The organism is Limosilactobacillus coleohominis (genome assembly GCF_016901675.1).
GTDB classification, from domain to species: domain Bacteria; phylum Bacillota; class Bacilli; order Lactobacillales; family Lactobacillaceae; genus Limosilactobacillus; species Limosilactobacillus intestinavium.
This window is the reverse complement of sequence record NZ_JACJKU010000007.1, coordinates 18,037-36,256: the sequence shown is the minus strand read 5'-3', so window position 1 is coordinate 36,256 and position 18,220 is coordinate 18,037. Positions and strand designations below refer to the sequence as shown.

Sequence of the window (18,220 nt, the reverse complement as noted above, 5' to 3'; positions counted from 1 at the left end):
TTGGTGGCTTAATTCGAGACCAATGAAATGTTTAAATTGGCAAACACCAATTGAAGTCTTTTTTAGAAACTTACATGATAATTGTTAACTTATTTCTTGCAATCTGCCAAGTTCAAATATATTTAGGTCAAATTTGGCTATCGATGAGTATAGCATTGTTTAAAATCAATATCAAAGAAGGAAATACTATAATCATTTTGGCAGACCACTTCTGGTGCACGGTCTGCTGATTTTTTGTGTGCCAAATGTGTGCCAACTTTAGAATTTTAAAGAAATATAAAACCCCGAAAGTCTATCATATTAAATCTTCCAGGGTTAATATTTTTTTAGAATTCTTTTATGAAAGAAAAGTGCACGAATGTTGCACGGGCAAAAGTAAAAGGCCTTGATATCAAGGCCTTTCAAACATAAAAAAGGAGAGTACAGGTAATATATAACAAACCCGCTTTTTCCCCTTTATAATAGGCTTTTAGCAAGCCCCTTCCTATATTAATAACCTACTTTTGAGAACTTTTTGAGAACATTAACTTCCCGAAGTTATCTGCTACCTTATGATTAGGACGTTTATCGTTATTGACGTAAATTCTCAAAGTCGTTTCCATTGACGAGTGGCCTAACCGTTCTGAAACTGACTTAACGTTGGTATTGTTCTCAACCAGTAAAGTAGCGTGGGTATGCCGCAAGCCGTGAAACGTTACGTGTTTCATGCCGTGCTTGCTGGTTAGCTGGTTGATATACTTATCGGCCGTTGGTTCCGGTAAGGCTTTATTGGCCCTGTACGTAGAGAAGACCAATTGCCCCTTCGTCTTATAGGTGTCAAAGTTAAAATACTTCAAAATACTATGCTGCTGCTTCTTCCACCGTTGTAAATAATTGGCCGTTGTTTCATCAATAGCAATTGTTCTGATTGAAGAATGATTCTTTGGCGAACCAAGATAAGCGTGTGTAGACCGTTTCAATGAGCGCTTGATATTAATGGTGTGATTCTTCAAGTCAACACAGTTCCATTCTAAACCAAGCACTTCGCCCCGTCTCATTCCTGTGGCAGCCGCTAACCATAACATCATAAAAGCACGGGGATTATCATCTTCATAATCTGCTCTTAGATATTTGAGAAAGTCCGTAAATTCATCTTGACTGAAAAAGTTATTGGTGGAAGCACGGGCTTTTTTCTTTGGCTTGATTACACTGTCCATAGGGTTTACATGAATATAACCTAACTGAACCGCCCGGCGTAATACCAGGTTGGTGTAAAGCTGGCAATCATTCTTCACCAAAATCTGGTTCCAGTGATTAACCAGACGTTGCAAGATTGAAACGTTAATGTCATTGATTCGATAGTTGCCCAGGGCTGGCAAGATATGATTATTAAATATCTGTTTAGTCTTATGAGCAGTGGTATCGACCACACTCTTATCATAGGCAGGCCACCATTTATTGTAGACTTCTTCAAATGTGATTCTAACATTCAGCGCCTTGCCGTAATGGTCAACATCAACTTGATATTCACGGTACCACTTTTGAGCTGCTGACTTCGTTTTGAAGCTCCGTTTAGTAGTTAGCCTACCATCGGCCTTGCGGTACTTCACATACCAGATTGTCTGTCCCTTAGCGTTTTTGTCCTTATAATATGAAGCCATTCTATATTTTCCCTCTCTTTCGTGCGATTCATTGACACGGGGGATATGTTGAGAGGGTGAATAATTCGTTATCCATTTGAATGATAAGGAACTAAAACAAGTCGTTCAGAACGACCTGTTTTAAATCCATTAGATTGATTTAGAAACCATTTTCGTAGTCGTTCAGAACGACCACGAAGTTTGAGGTCAATTTAATTGGCCTCGTTTGTAATTATCAATCTTAAGCAGCGATCACAGACTACTTAGAATCATCTGACTTTACACTCGTTGTAAAGCTGAATAATTCTTTTAGGGTTGAATTTATATCGCCATTTTCAAACGTGCCACTATAAAAAGTAACTTCAACTGAAGAACTATGATGCTTTAACTTTAAACCAAAGTGCTTTAGCATATCATTTAAAAACAAGATAGCGTTGGTCTTTATAGCAGACTGAAACCAGTGCTTAAAAAATGGAGACATTTCCGAATAAATTTGATCGATTTGTTTTCCTTCTTCTGGAGTAAAACTAACTTCAAAATCAGGTACACCAGTCATTTCTACGAATGATTCTTTTCTGTCGTCATCTGAAATATCGTTGTATTTAAAATGTATTAGATAAGGTTCTGTCAAAGATTTTCCGGCTGATTTTACAGTTATTCCGAAAGTCCCTTTTTGCTTATTAAATTCATTAATTGAGCTAGGAACAGAAGAAAGAACATTGCAATCATATTCAAATTTAAAAATCCAAGGTAGATAATCATAAAAATCATTTGGTTTAACATCAAAATAATTACAAAGAATGTCAAGGTTTGAATTGGAGACGTTAGCAAAGGGGTTGTTAATCATATTTGATAATACATTCCTAGATATTCCTGTGTTTTCAATGACGTCCTTTACCATTAACCCCCGTTCAGCAACTAAAACTTTTAATCTGTTTGCAAGCATTGAAGTGCTCACCTCCTTTTTGGCACTAACATAATCATATCATCATAAGAGGTCATTTTTCACTGATTTTTCATAATTTTATGGTTAATTGGTGATTTTTTATTGCATTCTTTTGCCTATGGTGTATTATTATAATTGAAAATTATGATTAATCAGTAAATAAGAACTGAATAATCATAAAAAGGAGGTGAGCAACATGGAATCCATTAAGACTGAAATCAGCCTACCGAAGCCGATTCAAGATGCGATTATCAAATCTGTATATGATACGGCTGCTAAGGCTCAAGCTAGTGTTTCACAGGTCAATGTTCCTCTATACCTAGATAAGAAACAGACTTGTAAATACTTAGGAATTTCAAACCACACACTTAACGAATGGTTAGCTGATGACTTAATTCCATTCAAGCGTGTCGGCAAAGTTTATCGTTTCAATCGGAATGAGCTAGATAAGTTCATGGCTACTAAGTAATCAACCTGGCACGGGGGATATGTTGGGAGATGAATTAAATGCTACAAACCATTGATCGTAAGTTGTTGGAATATTGGGCGGCTCCCGAAGCTGATCGCTTTTGGGTCTGGCTGGTATCATTGCAGCCATTTATGTTTGTATTGTTTGAAATTTGGTATTTGTGTTTTTAAGGAGACGATTTATTAATGAGCATTCGTAATCAACTACTGCAAGATGCGGTAGAAACTATTATGGCTTTGCAAGGCCGGGGAGTTGTCACCATTAATGGTGTTGAACTTACGGACAAGCAGTTATTTGATGAGGCAATGAATGATTTAATTCGTGCAAGAAATTTGCATAATAAAAAAGCCGTTGACAGTGAAGATAGTTTGGCGACCGATTCACTGTAACGACTAAGTTTCATAGGGAATTTAATAAAGAAAAAGCGTATTGCTGACCAACCAACAATACACCGCCTAACTTTATTGAATTCCCCTTCATTATACCAAAACGGAGGGAAAATTTAAATGAAAAAGACAAAAATTGATTTAGACCAAGTAAGTTTTAATGCTCATTTTGAGTTGGGGTTAATTAACGCTTTAGAAGATACGCTTGATCAAACATTGCAATATGTGCCAGACGATGAAAATGACAATTATCCAATAGAAAAAGCCGAAATGACAGCATATGAGCTTCGCCGAGATAAGGCGGCAATTCAGTCGTTGGTTTGGGCACTAAAAGAACAATTAAAAAATAACGTTTTAGACCAAGTAGAAACGGGTGATCAGCAATGACTGTTTACCTACCAAGTGAAATGGGCCGTTTCAACCGTTGGGGGTTATGGAAACGTGTCGTCAATAGCGACCGGATTAACAAGATTCCTTGGAATCCTATTCAAGGACAGAATGCGAAAAGCAATGATCCATCAACATGGTGTTCGTTTAATGAAGTTCGCCAGACTTACCATGCACAACCTAATCAATATGGTGGCCCGGCCTACTTTCTAGGTGATAGTTGGTGCCTGCTGGACTTAGACGATATTACCGACACAATCGCCGAACACAAGTTAGGTGAGGTCAATCTGATTGACCAGATTCTCTTCTTACTAGACAACACCTACTGTGAGGTGTCCACGTCACAATCTGGATTACATTTCATTTTTAGAATAGATGATTCCGTAACTAACTTCGGTCAATACAAAAAGGTTAAAGATGAATACACCAACAACAAGAGCCGTGAACTTTACCATGATAAAAGATTCGTAGCCTTAACTGGTAACTGCCTAAATGATGAAACGTCACATATAACCACAATTGGCCAGGAAAGGTGGTCACAACTCTACCAACTGGTATTCGGCCAAGAATTAGAACAGAAAGCCAATGTGGACGCTAAGCCTGTCCAGATTAAACACCATCAACAGCTTTCACCTGCTGCTAAGCGAATAATGCAAGCAATCCTTGACAGCAATACTGGTGATAACAAGCGTCTTCGCAATTGGCTTGATGTACCAGTCTTTGACAGCACAAGAGAAGCACAAGCCCACAAGGTATTTGACTTCGACCACAGTGCCGAAGATCAGAGCTGCTGCAATATGCTAGCCTACTGGACCAGATGCGACCCCCAGTTAATGGACGAGATTTTCCGACAGACACAACTATACAGGCCTAAGTGGGATCGACAAACTGGTACTTTTACGTATGGCGATATAACCATTCAAAACGCAATTAACTATAAATCTGCACAGTTTAACAGTTGGAAGAAACGTCAGCCAAAGATTATCGTAAAGGGGGTCATTGAATAAATGAGTGATGAAAATATTGAAGAACAACTTCAAGCACTAAAAAAAGAAATTAAAGCATTCAGTTACCGATTCTCTTCTAATTCAAAAAGCGCAGAGCTTGCGAACAAAATTGAAGATATGCTGCTAGACGAGTATTCAAAGAAAGAAGCAGCTATATTTGGCGCTGACGTTCTCAAAGACGTTAAAAGCCTTGAAATGGCTAATTCAGATTATAAAGCCCTGCTAATTCTAGGACTAACCGATCAAATAGCATTAGGCATTCGGCCGGATTCTAAGCAAGAAGTAAGGGACAATATGCTAACTTCAAAGAATGGCGCTATCAATGCAAAGTCACGAGAAAACGTCCGTTTAATCCTAACTAGGGATAGCCATTACAGTGGGTTGCTTCGTTGGAACCAATTTACTGAACAAGCTGAATATCGAAAAGATCCTAAGCCTAATAGCTATGTACCAGTTGACGATAAATTTACTAACCAACTAACTGACAATATCGAACGTTATTATCGCTATACCCCTTCAACTCAAACCGTTCTAGCTGGTATCAAACTAGCAGCCCTTAACAATTCATACAATCCAGTAAAACAACGAATTGAAAGCGTCAAATGGGACGGTAAAAAACGGGCAGCAACCTTCTTTATTGATTACCTAGGAGCTGACAACAACGATTATGTTAAAGCGGTCACAGAAACATGGCTAACTGGACTGGTTGCCCGTGCTTATAATCCAGGGGTCAAGTTTGACATGGTACCGGTAATTGATGGTGCCCAGGGAATTGGTAAGAGTTCTCTTATTTCTTTACTGTCAGAACCTAAATACTTTGATGATTCGCTTATGACAATGGGTGTCCGTAAAGACGATTTAATCAAGGTCCATGCAAAATGGTTGATTGAAATTGGCGAACTAGAAGCAATGAATGAGACTTCTATTTCCCGGACAAAATCTTTTGTTACCGCAACAAGCGACAGCTATCGTTCCCCGTACGGCACTATCAATGAAGATCACCCACGGAAAAATGTATTTATTGGTACTGTCAACCGGACAGAGTATTTACACGATCTAACTGGGAACCGCCGTTTCTTCCCTATTCACTGTGAAATTAAGCGAGCTACCAAGAAGTCACCACGGCCTGGTGATTACAACAATTCAGAGATTTTACAGGTGCTAGCCGAAGCAAAGACTTTGTATGACAACGGGCACCCGTTAATGTTAAGCAAGTCAATGCGAGTAACAGCTCAACAAAAGCAAGCCGAAGCTAATACTCTTGATATGCAAGCTAACCTTATGAAGGAATATGCTAACCTGCTGGTTCCAATTGACTGGGACGAATTTTCAATCTTTCAACGGAGGGAATATTGGAAACGAGTTAGAGATGAAGGCGTATATGCTTATGTTACTCAAAGTAAAGATAGCGATAACGTTAGAACAATTATTGCTAAAGAGGATTTACACAAGATGAAGTCATTTACTAATTCAGAATTATTACAGGTTGCCTTTAATCAAACCGATAAAGAAATTGCTAGAGGTGGCCAGAATTCACTAACCACTAAGATTGCAATGGTATTTGATGGCGACCCCGAATGGAAAAAGAGTAACCATTGCAAGCTGTTCGGCAAAGAACATAAAGGATATAAACGTGTTTGAATTAGGACAGTTAAGGACGGTTTATCTTTTCTACCGTCCTACCTTTAACCCCTTGATACAGTAGGGATAACACTCTATTAAGGACGGTAGGACGGTATATAAAGAGTGACCTTGTAAGGGTTGTAAGAGTAAGTTACCTAGTAAATGTTTTTAGTTTTTACCGTACCGTACAGTTATTGCCATAAACATTGCTATGACAACGATTCAAGGCGGCACGGTAGCATAAATGAAGCGTGCCATTGTGGGCGCTCACACAGAAAAGAAGGATAGCATGGGAAGCAAGATAATTGATTTAAGTTATACGATTAAAAAGTACCGAGAACTAAAAGATACAACATTTAAGCCTATTAAACTTATGGACGTATGGAACTTTTTAAGAAACGAACAAATAATAGACGCCAACGGACAACTTATTTATAAGGACGGTGATAAGTAGTGCTTAATTATGATATTACACGAATGAAACAACGGGTTGAGTTTGGGACATATGACTTCGTAGAAGATGATACCATTAGCGGTGGTCACGAAACATTCAAGCCACTAACTACCGTTTGGTGTGGAGAATACACCAATACCCAGACCCAAACATTTGATAATCTAGGAACACACGTCAACGCTGATTTAGTATTGGCAATTAGACACAATCCAGATGTTAATAAGAAACTAAGTGCTAAGTACAAAGATCATGAATACAAGATTATTGCTATCAACAGCGATGATAGACTTAACGCCTTCGACCTGGTAACACTTCAAGATAAAAGTGGATTAAGTAATAATTCATAATAATATAGGGTACTGCTTGATACAGTGCCCTTTTTATTTTGCTCTCAGACGAAACGAAAAATAATTAGACGGATAGTTAATCATTAAGATTACTCTGAATGGAGATGATAACGTGAGTAAACCAAGACACCTATGCAATCACCCTGGTTGTATGAAGTTAATACCATATGACCAGCGCTATTGTAATGAACATGAATACCGTAAGCCGATTAAACGAGCAGATAAACAGGAACGACACAAGATTAATAAAGCTATCTACTATAAGCGAATAACCAGTAAGCATGAAGGTAAGTACCAACGTTTCTATCGTTCGACAGCATGGAAGAAACTAAGTCACCATTGGTTAATGATGCACCCGTTATGTGTTAGCTGTGAAGCAAACGGAATATATCGTAAAGGTGATCTAGTAGACCATATTGTTGAGCTAAGAGATGACTGGAGCAAACGACTAGACCAAGACAATCTACAAACATTATGCTATGCTTGTCACAACCGAAAGACAAGGCAAGCTAAATATAGGAGACAACAACATGAAAGACAAATGGAATAGGTTTAAAGATAGCAACTGGTTTGTAGTTATATTCTTTTTGATTGTACTTTTAATCGGCTTTACATTTGCCTATTGGATAGTCTTCAAGTTACACCTATTGTTACTAGTTATGTTTATCTTCTTACTTTGGCTGCTAGTGAAGTTTATTGAATTGCTATTCTAATCAAAATAAAATTTGAAATTGCTGAACGTGAAATACCGTTCGGCTTTTTTATTGTTTAGGGGGGCTGGTATGACGGCGAAAAGAGCGACACATTCACATTCCTTTTTGTAAAAATCCATTTTTAATAGTTTTTTCTCGTCATGTACGAACAATATGACTATATAATCAATTATTGTTCGTGTTTTTTAGAATTTTGTAATTGCCGATTATTAGCCTTAAATTTAAGTGGCAATGTTCGTAAAAATACTAACATTGACTTGCCTTTTTGAGTTAAAAAAGGTATAATGTTCGTATAATAAAGATTACTGGGTATAAATAGCCATTAGATGTTCGTCTATTGGCTATTTTTTATATAACTAAGGTGGTGAATGTATGGCTGGAGCAAAAATTAAACCAGTAGAAAAGTTAAGAGGCCATTGGACGAAAGATCAGTTAGCAGATCGTGAAGAAGTCCAGAATAACCTTAAAAAAAACTATGATTCAATTGATGAAACAGTGCCCGAAGAGTTACACGGTTACGCCCGTAAGGAATGGCAAAAGATCGTGCCCCTGCTCAAAAAGGAAACACCAGCAAGCAACCTAGACCGTAGCCAATTAATTAATTACTGTGTCCTAGCACAGACAGTCCACACCTGCCAAAAGTATATCCTTCAAGATGGCTTGTGTGTCATGACTTCGCAAGGCACTAAGAAGATCAATCCATACTTCAATATGCAAGACAAGGCCATTAAGAATATGCGTGCCATTGCTAGTGACTTCGGACTGAACATTAGCAGCCGGGCCAAGTTAGAGAACCAGAAGGTAAAGCAACAAGACCCCGAAGACCCGTTTGCTGCCTTCTTAGAAGATGATGCCGGGTGATTAAATACGTTGATGATGTATTATCTGGCAAGATCGTAGCTGGCAAGAAGATACGCCTAGCCTGTGAGCGCTACAAGCGTGATTTAGAGCGTTCAAAGAGTGACGGCTTCCCCTTCTACTATGATGAGAAGATGGCCCGTAAAGCCTGCCAATTTGTCCAGATGTTGCCATTAACCGATGGTGGTAAGTTTCACCTAGCCGAATACCAGGAATGGATAGTAAGCGAGTTATACGGCTGGCGAGTAAAGGGAACGGGCGAGCGACGTTATACACAGGGTATGGTGTCAATGGCACGTAAGTCTGGTAAAACTTACCTAGCTGCTTCCCTAGCCTCTATTGGCTTGATGATGGAAAACAAACCAGCTAAGAACCGCCAAGTCCTATTCGTCTCAAATGCACTGAAACAAGCTAAGCTGGGCTATAATATGCTTTCCAGTAGTCTTAGACAGGTTCAAAAGACTAGCCGTCTAGTCCGTCACCGAATTAAGGTGCAAAAAGAACGGATTACTGATCTGCCGACCGATAGTTTCGCCACTGCCCTTGCTAGTGACACCAATACCCTTGATGGTTACGCCGGTACTACCATTATTCTTGATGAATACGCCGCTGCTAAGGATAGAAAAGTTTATGATGTGCTGAAATCTGGTCAAGCACAGGAACCTAACAGCTTGTTACTAATTATTTCAACCAGTGGGCTGGATTTAAATGTTCCTATGTACACTGAATATAAGATGTTAAGCGATGTGTTAGCTGGTAAGAAGCAAGCAGATCGCTATTTTATTGCTATCTGGGAATTAGACGACCGTAAAGAAGTTACTAATCCTAAAACCTGGATTAAAGCTAATCCTATCTTTGAAATTCCAGCAATTAAGAAGCGTATGCAACCTAAAATTCAAGATGATGTTGATTTAGGAATTGCCCAAGATGATTTAATACCAGTCTTAACTAAAAACTTTAATATGTGGCTTCAAGCTGCCGATGATTCATATATTAGTGTTGACGACTGGGATAAAACTGAAATAGACGCCCCCGACACTACCGGACGTGACGTCTATATTGGCGTGGATATGAGTAAGACCAACGACTTAACGGCGATTAGTTGGATAGTTCCAATTGATGGCCGTTTTTACGTGGATTCGCATTCGTGGGTAGGTACTAAGTATGGCCTAGATCGCAAGATTAAGTTAGACGGCTTCAATTACCGGGCTGGTGAGAAGCGTGGTGAGTGTTCTATCACTACCCTAGAAAGTGGCGTAATTGATACCGATGATGTGTTCAATTACCTAGTTAATCTAAGCAATAAGAACCACTGGAAACCGATTATCTGTTATGACCCCTATAACTTCAATGATATTTTAACCAAGATTGAAAAACAGATGCCTAACTGGGATATGCGAGCCGTAAGACAAGGTAGTTTGACGCTCAATGTTCCTACCCGTGATTTTAGAGACAAGCTGTTTCAAAAGAAAATCATTCATAACGATAACCAGCTGCTTCGCTACTCAATGATTAATGCCCGGATTAAAGAAGATAACAACGGCTGGCAACTACAAAAGAAAAGCCGTAACTCTAACAGTCGAATTGATCCAGCAGCGGCTCTTATGAATGCTTATGTTTTTGCCCGTTCTTACTTTGATGACCAAGAAAAGAGTAAGACGCTCAATGACTTCTATTCCAGTCCAGAGTTTATGCAATGAAAGGTGGTGAGATTAATTAATGAGTTTATTTAATGACTGGTTCAGTAAAAAGACAACGGCAACTAGTGGTGATCCAGTTCTTGATGCGTTAGTTAGTATTTCAAGCGATGATCCATATTCTTATGTATCACCGTCTAACTTACGTAATAGTGATGTTTTTACAGCGATCAACATTATTGCTAGTGATATAGCTTCAAATCCCGTTCTATGTGACACAGACGTAATCAATAAAGAAATAAATGATAACCCTAATGAAACAATGGACGGCTTTCACTTCAAGTTCGCTCTGGCTGCCAATATGCTACTGAATGGTAATTCGTTCGCCGAAATTCTGCCGAACCATAATTTGCAGTTTATTCCAAACAATCAAATGACTGTAAGCCAAGACACCATTACCGGGCTCTTAAAGTATACCTACTCACCTAACGGGAAGATTAAGCGAGTGATTCCGCCTAATAAGGTGCTGCACTTCAAATATTTCACCCTTGACGGTGTAGCTGGATTAAGTCCTTTGTATGCTTTGAAAGATGAATTAGGCGTACAGAATGCTGGTAATAATTTGCTACTTAACTTCTTTAACAACGGTATTCATGGCACAACGGTTGTGAAAGTTAATCAAGCTGATTTAAATCCTGAAAGTATCAAGAACATTCGTCAAAAGTTCGATGATGCCAATTCCGGGCCTAACTCAATGAAAACCGTTGTGGTAGATGATTCTATGGACGTTAGCAACTTGTCACTTAATACGGACGTATTAAAGTTAGTCAATTCTAATGACTGGACTACTCGTCAAATTGCTAAAGTATTTGGTCTGCCCGTTGAGCGGTTAGGGCTTGAAAACGAGCATAGCAACCAGCAACAAAGTAACCTGCAATACTTACAAAGTACCCTGCAACACTACTTTGATTGCTTTACCAGTGAATTATCAAAGAAATTTGGTAAACAGTTTACTTTTAACACCGATAAGCTGTTAAGCCTTGATCCTGCTACTATTCAGCAACAGGCAATTGATGGTTATAACAATGGCTTGCTGACTAGAAATGAAGCCCGTAGCAAGTTAGGACTACCACCTACTAATGATGGTGACAGCTTTAACGATAATACACAGAAAGGAATGAATGAAGATAATGGAAGATCGCCGATTAACGATTAACGCTGAATTGCGAGCAGCAGAACCTACACCACAGGCTCCCACAGAAACACAAGACAGCGATAATCAAGATAAATCAGACAACAATCCACAATCTGCTAAAGTGGCTCAAAACAGCCCTAAAAAGCTCTCTGGATATGCGATTGTTTGGAACACTCCTAGTAAGGATTTAGGAGGATTCAAAGAAGTTGTATCACCGGATGCCCTTAAAGGTGTGGATTTATCTAATGTGTTAATGCTCAATGACCATGACTATACACAAGTTCTGGCAAGTGTTAAGGCTGGTACTTTAAAGCTGACCCCAGATGATAAGGGCCTGCACTTCGATGCCACCCTGCCAGACACTACTACCGCCAACGATGTATTCGCCAATGTTAAGGCTGGCAACTTAGACAGTTGCTCATTCAGTTTTGATGTGGACGATGGTTCCGACAAGTGGGAAAAGGACGACCAGGGGAATATCACCCGGACTATCAATCAGATTAAAGACCTGTTTGATGTATCTGTGGTGGCCGTACCTGCTTATGATTCAACCAACGTAGATGCTGACAATTCAGACAACCAAAATGTAAATGTTAATACACGTTCCTATGAAAACTTTATCAAGGGGGAAAACAAGAAGATGACTGAAAAGACTATTATTGATAACAACGAAAAGACCGAAACCCGTAGTTTTGAAGACTTTATTCGCTCTCACGGTGAAATGCGAGACGGTTTGAAAACTTCCGGTGCTACTGCCGTAATTCCACAAGAAGTTGTAACGCCTGTCTTAGAGTTAAAGAACAGCAAGTATAATCTGGCTCAATACGCCACTGTTAAGACCGTTTCTGCTGGTTCTGGTCATTATCCAATCGCCAAGCGTAACAACACCGCTGTGTTAGCTACTAAGGAAGAATTAGCAGACATTGCGGACGTTGACGCTAATATGTTTGAAGACGTTCAATTTGACGTTAAGACCCGTGCTGGTAAGATTGCCCTGTCAAATGAAATCGTAGAAGATTCTGCCGTTGATATTGTGGGCGAAGTTAAGAACCAACTGCAAAAGCTGGTGGACAATACCGACAATCAAAACATTATGAAGGTATTAACCAGCAATACTTTCAAGAAGGAAAATGCCACTACTACCGATGACTTAAAGAAGATTTTCAATGTTGAATTAGACCCTGCCTTAAACAAGATGTGGTTAGTCAACCAGTCTGGATTTAACTACCTGGATACTTTGAAGGACAGCGAAGGACGTTACTTACTACAACCAAACCCTACCGCTGCTAGTGGTTTCTCATTATTCGGTGCCCCAGTGGTAATGATTAGTGATACGGTTATGCCTAACAATACTGACGGTTCATTCCCAATGATTGCTGGTGACATTTCCGAAGCCGTTGCCGTGTTCCGTCGTAACCAAGTAACCGCTCAATGGGACAAGTTCGATCAATTCGCCCAAGGATTATCTGTCATTGTTCGTTCTGATTATGAACCTATTTCAAGTGACGCTGCTATTAACGTTTCACTTTCTGCTACCAAGCCTGCTGGTAAGTAGCCAATAATATAGTAACAGTCAACTCAAAGAGCCTACCTATTCGTTATGAGTGGGTAGGCTCTTATTTTGTTAGGAGTGATATAAAATGACAGATACAATAAACAATCAACCAGAAATCAGCGTTGATACCATCAAAAATGCTTTGAGAATTGATGGTAATGAAGATGATGTATTAATTCAAGGATATATTGACACAGCTAAGGATTACGTAGCTAATGCAGTTAAGGACGGCCAGCCCGAAGAAGATTTAATTAATAATCGCAAATTCAATTTAGCTGTAATTTTATTAGTTCAGTTCTGGTATAGTAATCGAACTACTGACATAAAAAAGACACCATATCAAGTTCGTTCGCTGATTCAACAGTTACGAGGGAAATTCTGGCAATAATTCATATATTGCATAGGATAGCAATAACTATTCATAAGTGTTATAATAGAGGTGTGCTAGAAATAGCACAAATATATCATAAACATCTTTCAATGTGTTCATCTGTTGAAACGAGCAAAAGAATGTTGGTGCTTTCAAGCATTGTTTAAATTTATTGATTTCTTTATTCCATTTCCAAATAAAATAGCTGAAGTTACAGAGCTTTGCTCACCAGGCAACTGGCAGAGTTGTACGTAACTATTAAGGCGTCGTTAATTGCGACGCTTTTCTTATATACCCAGTAATCACAGTAAAGGTGGTTACAATTATGCGAAAAGATATTAAAGAAATTCGCCAGGTGCTAAAAGATTATTCAAGAATTAAGCATGATTTGAAACAGATAAACTTTTTACCCAGTCCCTCATTTGAGGGTACTGGTTCTCACAGCAACTTAAACCATACTGAAAGTAAATTCGTCAACCATGCTGATTTTAGTTGGCGATTGCACCGGGTAGAAGATGCCATTGATAACATTAAAGATTCTAAGTACAGATTCATTATCAATAAGTACATCATCAATAAGAAATACACTCGCCCCCAACTATGCCAACGCTATGACATTAGTTTACGTAGCTTTAATAGCATGAAGAACCGGGCATTAGTAGAATTCGCCAAAAACTATGGTATGGATCAGCTCTTAGACGAAATGAAAAAGCCCCAGGTGTACGAATGATGATTATTTGATTTTCAAAGGAAATATTGTAAATTGATTTTGTTAATGTTTTGGAGGGGTGCCTGATTTGGGCACCTTTTTTTGTACAAAAAAGACCACCAATTAAGGTGGCCACCGTGTCAATGAAACATGAGAATTGATACATTTTTGAGAACTCTTTGAGAACATTTATTTACTTATTCCTGCATTTTAAGTAAATAAAAAATCCCTCAAATGCTGATTTAACAACGTTTGGGGAACTTCCTAAAAGTCTATGAAATCTATTTAAGGAGAGTACAGGATTTGAACCTGCGCGCCCATTCAACATGGGTTCGCCGGATTTCGAGTCCGGTGCATTACCACTCTGCCAACTCTCCATAACATTGTAATTATATCAAGTTAGCTAATAATGAGCAAGTCCCCTCATATACTAGCAGCAAGCCATCGTGGTTTACTTAACAGCATTATATGTAACTTTACCATCCTTAGCAGTGTAAACTGCTGAATTGTTATTATCTGGATTCATGATACTTACTGAGTATCCCGACCCTAACACACTTTTGAGCTGCTTTGAAGTTGAATCAATCGATTTAGTAAGGTTTGGCCACCCGACTTGATCAGCTTGTCCGGGGTTCTGAATCACATATGAGATCGCCTTAGATTCATCGCCATCCTTCGGCTGAATACGAAATGTTTTAGTATTGCTGTCAAATGTAACATTACCCATCTTGGCATATGCTTTTTGCATCTGACGAAGAATTGCCATTTCTTTGTTCTCTTGGGTTTGTAATCCACCATTTGAGAAAGAAGATAAACTACTACTTTTAGCACTAGTTGTCTGTTGTGTTGTATTGTTGTGACTACTGTGATGCCAATATGGCAGATTAATTGCTCCATATACAGTTACTGCTAAACTAACAAGAACAATAAATGTCGCCCATTTCCATTCTCGGTATTGTTGCCATGAATTAGCGAGGTAAAATAACCCCAGAATTAACATCAATCCACCAAAAACAACTAATATAATCATATTTAATCCATCCTTAAATTGAATATTTAATATTCCATTAAAGCCTTGACATCGTAATCAGCAATTTTTTTACGACCTTGTAAGTCTTTCAACTCAATAATGAATGCTGTGCCAACTACGACACCACCCATTCGTTCAACCATATCAATAGTAGCTGAGATGGTACCACCAGTAGCCAATAAATCATCAACAACTAGTACTCTTTGACCTGGTTTGATGGCATCGTTTTCCATTTGCAATGTTGCTTCTCCATATTCAAGATCATAGGTTGAAGAAATAGCTGGTCGAGGTAACTTTCCTTTTTTACGAGCTGGGGCAAAGCCAACACCAAGTGCATATGCGACAGGGCAACCAACAATAAAGCCACGTGCTTCTGGACCAACGACCATATCTACGTGTTTATTTTTAGCATAATCTACAATCTCATGGGTCGCCTGTTTGAATGCTTGGCCATCTGCCATCAATGGCAAAATATCACGGAAAATGATCCCCTTTTCAGGGTAATCAGGAATACTAACAACATATTTATGTAAATCCAAAGACATGATTGAATCTCCTTTAATTGGAACCTAAATTTTTTTGAATCCATTCGTTCAAAGACCTGGTATCACTTTTAATTAGCACCCGTTCAACTTGAAGACGCTTAGCATACTTACGATATGTTTCGGTCTCTTTTAGTTCACCTTTATGAATATTTGATGCTAAATTTAACAAGCCATTTTTTATTGTAACAAATCTTAGTTCTAAAAACACTTTTGTCATAAAAATTAACTGTTCTGTACTAATTTGTAGATAGTTACTCAAGTCCTCCATTTGGTTATTTAAATTAATTTGACCGTGCTGACGAATTGTTTGAAATAAACGTACAAAATGTTTGCGCGTTGGCAAATCAGAATGATGGACATTTTTAAAGTTATATAAATATAACTTCACTTCACTAACACCTTTGTTCGACTGTAAAACATGAACAAGCTCATCAATAGATTCTGGTACGTCTACAATTACTAATTCATTACTATTAGTGCCCTTAACAGGTTGAGAACCATTTAAAACTCGTCCAGCAGTGTTTCCTTCAATATTTTTTCTGAGTTGATCATTGAAAACAATATAATCAGCCTGATCCGTGAACATAGAAGGAACTAAACGCTTAGCCCGCTGATCCAAAATTAAAGTTCCACTACTTTCGCCATCAGTAAGCATTAATTGCACTTGTTTCTGGCCACGCCAATTGTTCATAGATAATTTAACTGCTAACTTAACTTGAGCACCCGGGTCGAAATAATGTAACTGTTCACCATGGTTAAAAGCCAAGACATCAATTACCTGGCCCTGGCTATTAATGCCAAATTTCAAATGTTGGTTACTATTGCCAATTTGTTGAGCCTTCACAATTTCAGGCGTATCAATTTCAAACACTGGTTCATCATTATCAGGACCAAAGGGCGCTAATTTTTGAATTGCATTATATAACTCTTGCGTAACGTCATTTGGAGAAATCCGACCAGCAACCCTTAGTTTAGGTTTTTGATTTAAATCCAGTTTCTGCTGATCAGCCGCTTCTTCCAGTACTTTAGCAATAGCAGGAACTTGCGTGATCATAAATGACATTCCGCAAGCCATTACGTGACCACCAAATGCAGTCATTAATTTTCGATGAGGGTCGAGAGCTGCAAATAAATCGTAACCTTCCACGCTTCGTCCAGAGCCCTTAGCAACTAGCTCCCCATCATTAACGCTGGCAATTATGGTTGGTTTCCCTGTGGCCTCAACAATTTTGCTAGCAACAATCCCTAATACTCCTTGATGCCAGCCATGGCCAACAATTAACAATGTTTTCCTTGTTAAATTATCAGGGGCCAGAGCCTTTACCTTTGCTTCTTTAAAAATCTGATCCACCAAAAGTTGCCGTTCTTTATTACATTGGTCCACTTGATGGGCTAATTGATCTGCTTCATTTTCACTAACGGTTGTTAATAATTTAACACCATCATTTCCATCCGCAATTCTTCCTAAAGCATTTAAACGCGGAGCTAGGGCAAAACTGATATCTTGACTAGTTAAATTACTTTCGTCTACCCCCGCAATCTTCAAAAGTGCATGAATCCCTGGTCGCAGCCCTTGTTGCAGCTGTTGAATCCCCAATTTAACCAGTGCATGATTCTCTTTTGCCATCGATACCAGATCAGCTATTTCACCGATTGCAACCAAGTCCAGCATTTCTGAAGGAAATTCATCTAGTAATGCCCACGCGACTTTAAATGCAACTCCAACTCCTGATAAATCTCCAAATGAATACTCACTACCTGGAAACTGTGGATGAACAATTGCTTCTGCATCCGGTAATTCTTGAGGAATACTGTGGTGATCCGTAATGACAACATCAACATCATTTTCTTTTGCAAAAGCAACTTCGTTTTTCCCAGTTACCCCGTTATCAACTGTGATGATTAATTTAGTACCATCATCGATAATTTTCTGATAAGCTTTTTGATTTGGTCCATATCCATCTCGAAAGCGGTTAGGAATATAGTAATTAACATTGGCACCAAGAGTTTCTAATGCTTCAAACATAATTGATGTCGCTGTCATCCCGTCAGCATCATAATCTCCATAAACCGTAATTTTCTGTCCTTCATTGATTGACTTACGAATTCTTTTAACAGCTTTTTCCATATCATGCAACTGATTTGGTAATTGAATTTGTTGTAATTGAGACTTTAAAAACAATTGTGCATCATGAGCATTCGTTAATCCACGAGCCACAAGCAAGTTTGCTAAAATTGGGGGTATTTGGCATTGCTCCTGAATCTCTTTTACTTGCTCATCTGGCTGTTGAGGTATCATCTGCCAGTTGAATTTTGCATCTAACATAAATTATCTCCTAAACAAATGAAAGGCTAGGAATTAAACCCGGC

Annotated in this window: 20 protein-coding genes and 1 tRNA gene; 15 read left to right on the top strand and 6 right to left on the bottom strand. The window is 38.7% G+C overall.

What is annotated here, in order from left to right; translation table 11 throughout:
* Positions 1-497: 497 nt before the first annotated feature.
* Together H5975_RS01520 and H5975_RS01515 are read right to left on the bottom strand one after the other, a co-directional pair.
* A complete protein-coding gene (locus H5975_RS01520; protein ID WP_204784585.1) occupies positions 498-1,640 on the bottom strand; it encodes a site-specific integrase in 1,143 nt (380 codons plus the stop codon).
* A gap of 238 nt (positions 1,641-1,878) precedes the next feature.
* A complete protein-coding gene (locus H5975_RS01515; RefSeq protein WP_204784584.1) occupies positions 1,879-2,565 on the bottom strand; it encodes a helix-turn-helix domain-containing protein in 687 nt (228 codons plus the stop codon).
* 196 nt (positions 2,566-2,761) lie between these two features.
* Between H5975_RS01515 and H5975_RS01510 the strand changes: the two genes are divergently transcribed.
* From H5975_RS01510 to H5975_RS01445, 15 genes are all read left to right on the top strand, one after another.
* Positions 2,762-3,034 (top strand): excisionase family DNA-binding protein, encoded by a 273-nt coding sequence (locus H5975_RS01510; protein ID WP_204784583.1) that lies wholly within the window; start codon positions 2,762-2,764, stop codon positions 3,032-3,034.
* Positions 3,035-3,072: 38 nt separating this feature from the next.
* Positions 3,073-3,204, top strand: coding sequence for a hypothetical protein (locus H5975_RS08925; protein WP_275086934.1), 132 nt, complete (start codon positions 3,073-3,075; stop codon positions 3,202-3,204).
* A 15-nt stretch (positions 3,205-3,219) separates the two neighbouring features.
* Positions 3,220-3,423, top strand: coding sequence for a hypothetical protein (locus H5975_RS01505; RefSeq protein ID WP_204784582.1), 204 nt, complete (start codon positions 3,220-3,222; stop codon positions 3,421-3,423).
* A gap of 117 nt (positions 3,424-3,540) precedes the next feature.
* Complete coding sequence (locus H5975_RS01500) at positions 3,541-3,807, top strand: hypothetical protein (RefSeq protein ID WP_204784581.1); 267 nt, start codon at positions 3,541-3,543, stop codon at positions 3,805-3,807.
* Positions 3,804-4,814, top strand: coding sequence for a hypothetical protein (locus H5975_RS01495; protein ID WP_204784580.1), 1,011 nt, complete (start codon positions 3,804-3,806; stop codon positions 4,812-4,814). Before H5975_RS01500 ends, H5975_RS01495 begins: the two co-directional genes overlap by 4 nt.
* Complete coding sequence (locus tag H5975_RS01490) at positions 4,815-6,455, top strand: virulence-associated E family protein (protein ID WP_204784579.1); 1,641 nt, start codon at positions 4,815-4,817, stop codon at positions 6,453-6,455.
* A 226-nt stretch (positions 6,456-6,681) separates the two neighbouring features.
* Positions 6,682-6,891, top strand: a complete 210-nt coding sequence (locus tag H5975_RS01485; RefSeq protein WP_204784578.1) for a hypothetical protein — start codon at positions 6,682-6,684, stop codon at positions 6,889-6,891.
* Complete coding sequence (locus H5975_RS01480; RefSeq protein WP_204784577.1) at positions 6,891-7,238, top strand: phage head closure protein; 348 nt, start codon at positions 6,891-6,893, stop codon at positions 7,236-7,238. The genes H5975_RS01485 and H5975_RS01480 overlap by 1 nt, the downstream gene beginning before the upstream one ends.
* Positions 7,239-7,350: 112 nt before the next feature.
* Positions 7,351-7,788 carry an HNH endonuclease gene (locus tag H5975_RS01475; protein WP_342590530.1) on the top strand — a complete coding sequence of 146 codons (438 nt, stop codon included), beginning with the start codon at positions 7,351-7,353 and terminating at the stop codon, positions 7,786-7,788.
* A gap of 535 nt (positions 7,789-8,323) precedes the next feature.
* The gene (locus H5975_RS01470; protein ID WP_191684501.1) at positions 8,324-8,812 is read left to right on the top strand and encodes a phage terminase small subunit P27 family; all 489 of its coding nucleotides are present in this window, start codon (positions 8,324-8,326) and stop codon (positions 8,810-8,812) included.
* Complete coding sequence (locus tag H5975_RS01465) at positions 8,809-10,509, top strand: terminase TerL endonuclease subunit (protein ID WP_204784576.1); 1,701 nt, start codon at positions 8,809-8,811, stop codon at positions 10,507-10,509. The genes H5975_RS01470 and H5975_RS01465 overlap by 4 nt, the downstream gene beginning before the upstream one ends.
* A gap of 19 nt (positions 10,510-10,528) precedes the next feature.
* Complete coding sequence (locus H5975_RS01460) at positions 10,529-11,662, top strand: phage portal protein (protein WP_204784575.1); 1,134 nt, start codon at positions 10,529-10,531, stop codon at positions 11,660-11,662.
* Positions 11,637-13,196: a phage major capsid protein gene (locus H5975_RS01455; RefSeq protein WP_239473106.1), complete on the top strand. Its 1,560-nt coding sequence runs from the start codon at positions 11,637-11,639 to the stop codon at positions 13,194-13,196. The genes H5975_RS01460 and H5975_RS01455 overlap by 26 nt, the downstream gene beginning before the upstream one ends.
* 85 nt (positions 13,197-13,281) lie before the next feature.
* On the top strand, positions 13,282-13,584 hold the full coding sequence (locus H5975_RS01450; protein WP_204784574.1) for a head-tail connector protein: 303 nt from the start codon (positions 13,282-13,284) through the stop codon (positions 13,582-13,584).
* Between the two features lie 307 nt (positions 13,585-13,891).
* On the top strand, positions 13,892-14,296 hold the full coding sequence (locus tag H5975_RS01445; protein WP_204784573.1) for a hypothetical protein: 405 nt from the start codon (positions 13,892-13,894) through the stop codon (positions 14,294-14,296).
* Positions 14,297-14,563: 267 nt separating this feature from the next.
* Here the strand turns inward: H5975_RS01445 and H5975_RS01440 are convergent.
* The 4 genes from H5975_RS01440 to recJ all read right to left on the bottom strand — a co-directional run bounded on the left by H5975_RS01440 (position 14,564) and on the right by recJ (position 18,176).
* Positions 14,564-14,652 (bottom strand) — tRNA-Ser (locus H5975_RS01440).
* 74 nt (positions 14,653-14,726) lie between these two features.
* Positions 14,727-15,305 (bottom strand): DUF308 domain-containing protein, encoded by a 579-nt coding sequence (locus H5975_RS01435; protein WP_204784572.1) that lies wholly within the window; start codon positions 15,303-15,305, stop codon positions 14,727-14,729.
* Positions 15,306-15,331: 26 nt separating this feature from the next.
* Positions 15,332-15,850 (bottom strand): adenine phosphoribosyltransferase, encoded by a 519-nt coding sequence (locus H5975_RS01430; RefSeq protein WP_178661560.1) that lies wholly within the window; start codon positions 15,848-15,850, stop codon positions 15,332-15,334.
* Between the two features lie 13 nt (positions 15,851-15,863).
* A complete protein-coding gene (recJ, locus tag H5975_RS01425; RefSeq protein WP_204784571.1) occupies positions 15,864-18,176 on the bottom strand; it encodes a single-stranded-DNA-specific exonuclease RecJ in 2,313 nt (770 codons plus the stop codon).
* Positions 18,177-18,220: the final 44 nt, after the last annotated feature.

Bases quoted from the DNA above. Each gene is read 5' to 3' on its own strand.
- H5975_RS01520 (WP_204784585.1), bottom strand. From the start codon at position 1,640: ATGGCTTCATATTATAAGGACAAAAACGCTAAGGGACAGACAATCTGG.
- H5975_RS01515 (WP_204784584.1), bottom strand. From the start codon at position 2,565: ATGCTTGCAAACAGATTAAAAGTTTTAGTTGCTGAACGGGGGTTAATG.
- H5975_RS01510 (WP_204784583.1), top strand. From the start codon at position 2,762: ATGGAATCCATTAAGACTGAAATCAGCCTACCGAAGCCGATTCAAGAT.
- H5975_RS08925 (WP_275086934.1), top strand. From the start codon at position 3,073: ATGCTACAAACCATTGATCGTAAGTTGTTGGAATATTGGGCGGCTCCC.
- H5975_RS01505 (WP_204784582.1), top strand. From the start codon at position 3,220: ATGAGCATTCGTAATCAACTACTGCAAGATGCGGTAGAAACTATTATG.
- H5975_RS01500 (WP_204784581.1), top strand. From the start codon at position 3,541: ATGAAAAAGACAAAAATTGATTTAGACCAAGTAAGTTTTAATGCTCAT.
- H5975_RS01495 (WP_204784580.1), top strand. From the start codon at position 3,804: ATGACTGTTTACCTACCAAGTGAAATGGGCCGTTTCAACCGTTGGGGG.
- H5975_RS01490 (WP_204784579.1), top strand. From the start codon at position 4,815: ATGAGTGATGAAAATATTGAAGAACAACTTCAAGCACTAAAAAAAGAA.
- H5975_RS01485 (WP_204784578.1), top strand. From the start codon at position 6,682: ATGAAGCGTGCCATTGTGGGCGCTCACACAGAAAAGAAGGATAGCATG.
- H5975_RS01470 (WP_191684501.1), top strand. From the start codon at position 8,324: ATGGCTGGAGCAAAAATTAAACCAGTAGAAAAGTTAAGAGGCCATTGG.
- H5975_RS01460 (WP_204784575.1), top strand. From the start codon at position 10,529: ATGAGTTTATTTAATGACTGGTTCAGTAAAAAGACAACGGCAACTAGT.
- H5975_RS01455 (WP_239473106.1), top strand. From the start codon at position 11,637: ATGGAAGATCGCCGATTAACGATTAACGCTGAATTGCGAGCAGCAGAA.
- H5975_RS01450 (WP_204784574.1), top strand. From the start codon at position 13,282: ATGACAGATACAATAAACAATCAACCAGAAATCAGCGTTGATACCATC.
- H5975_RS01445 (WP_204784573.1), top strand. From the start codon at position 13,892: ATGCGAAAAGATATTAAAGAAATTCGCCAGGTGCTAAAAGATTATTCA.
- H5975_RS01435 (WP_204784572.1), bottom strand. From the start codon at position 15,305: ATGATTATATTAGTTGTTTTTGGTGGATTGATGTTAATTCTGGGGTTA.
- H5975_RS01430 (WP_178661560.1), bottom strand. From the start codon at position 15,850: ATGTCTTTGGATTTACATAAATATGTTGTTAGTATTCCTGATTACCCT.
- recJ (WP_204784571.1), bottom strand. From the start codon at position 18,176: ATGTTAGATGCAAAATTCAACTGGCAGATGATACCTCAACAGCCAGAT.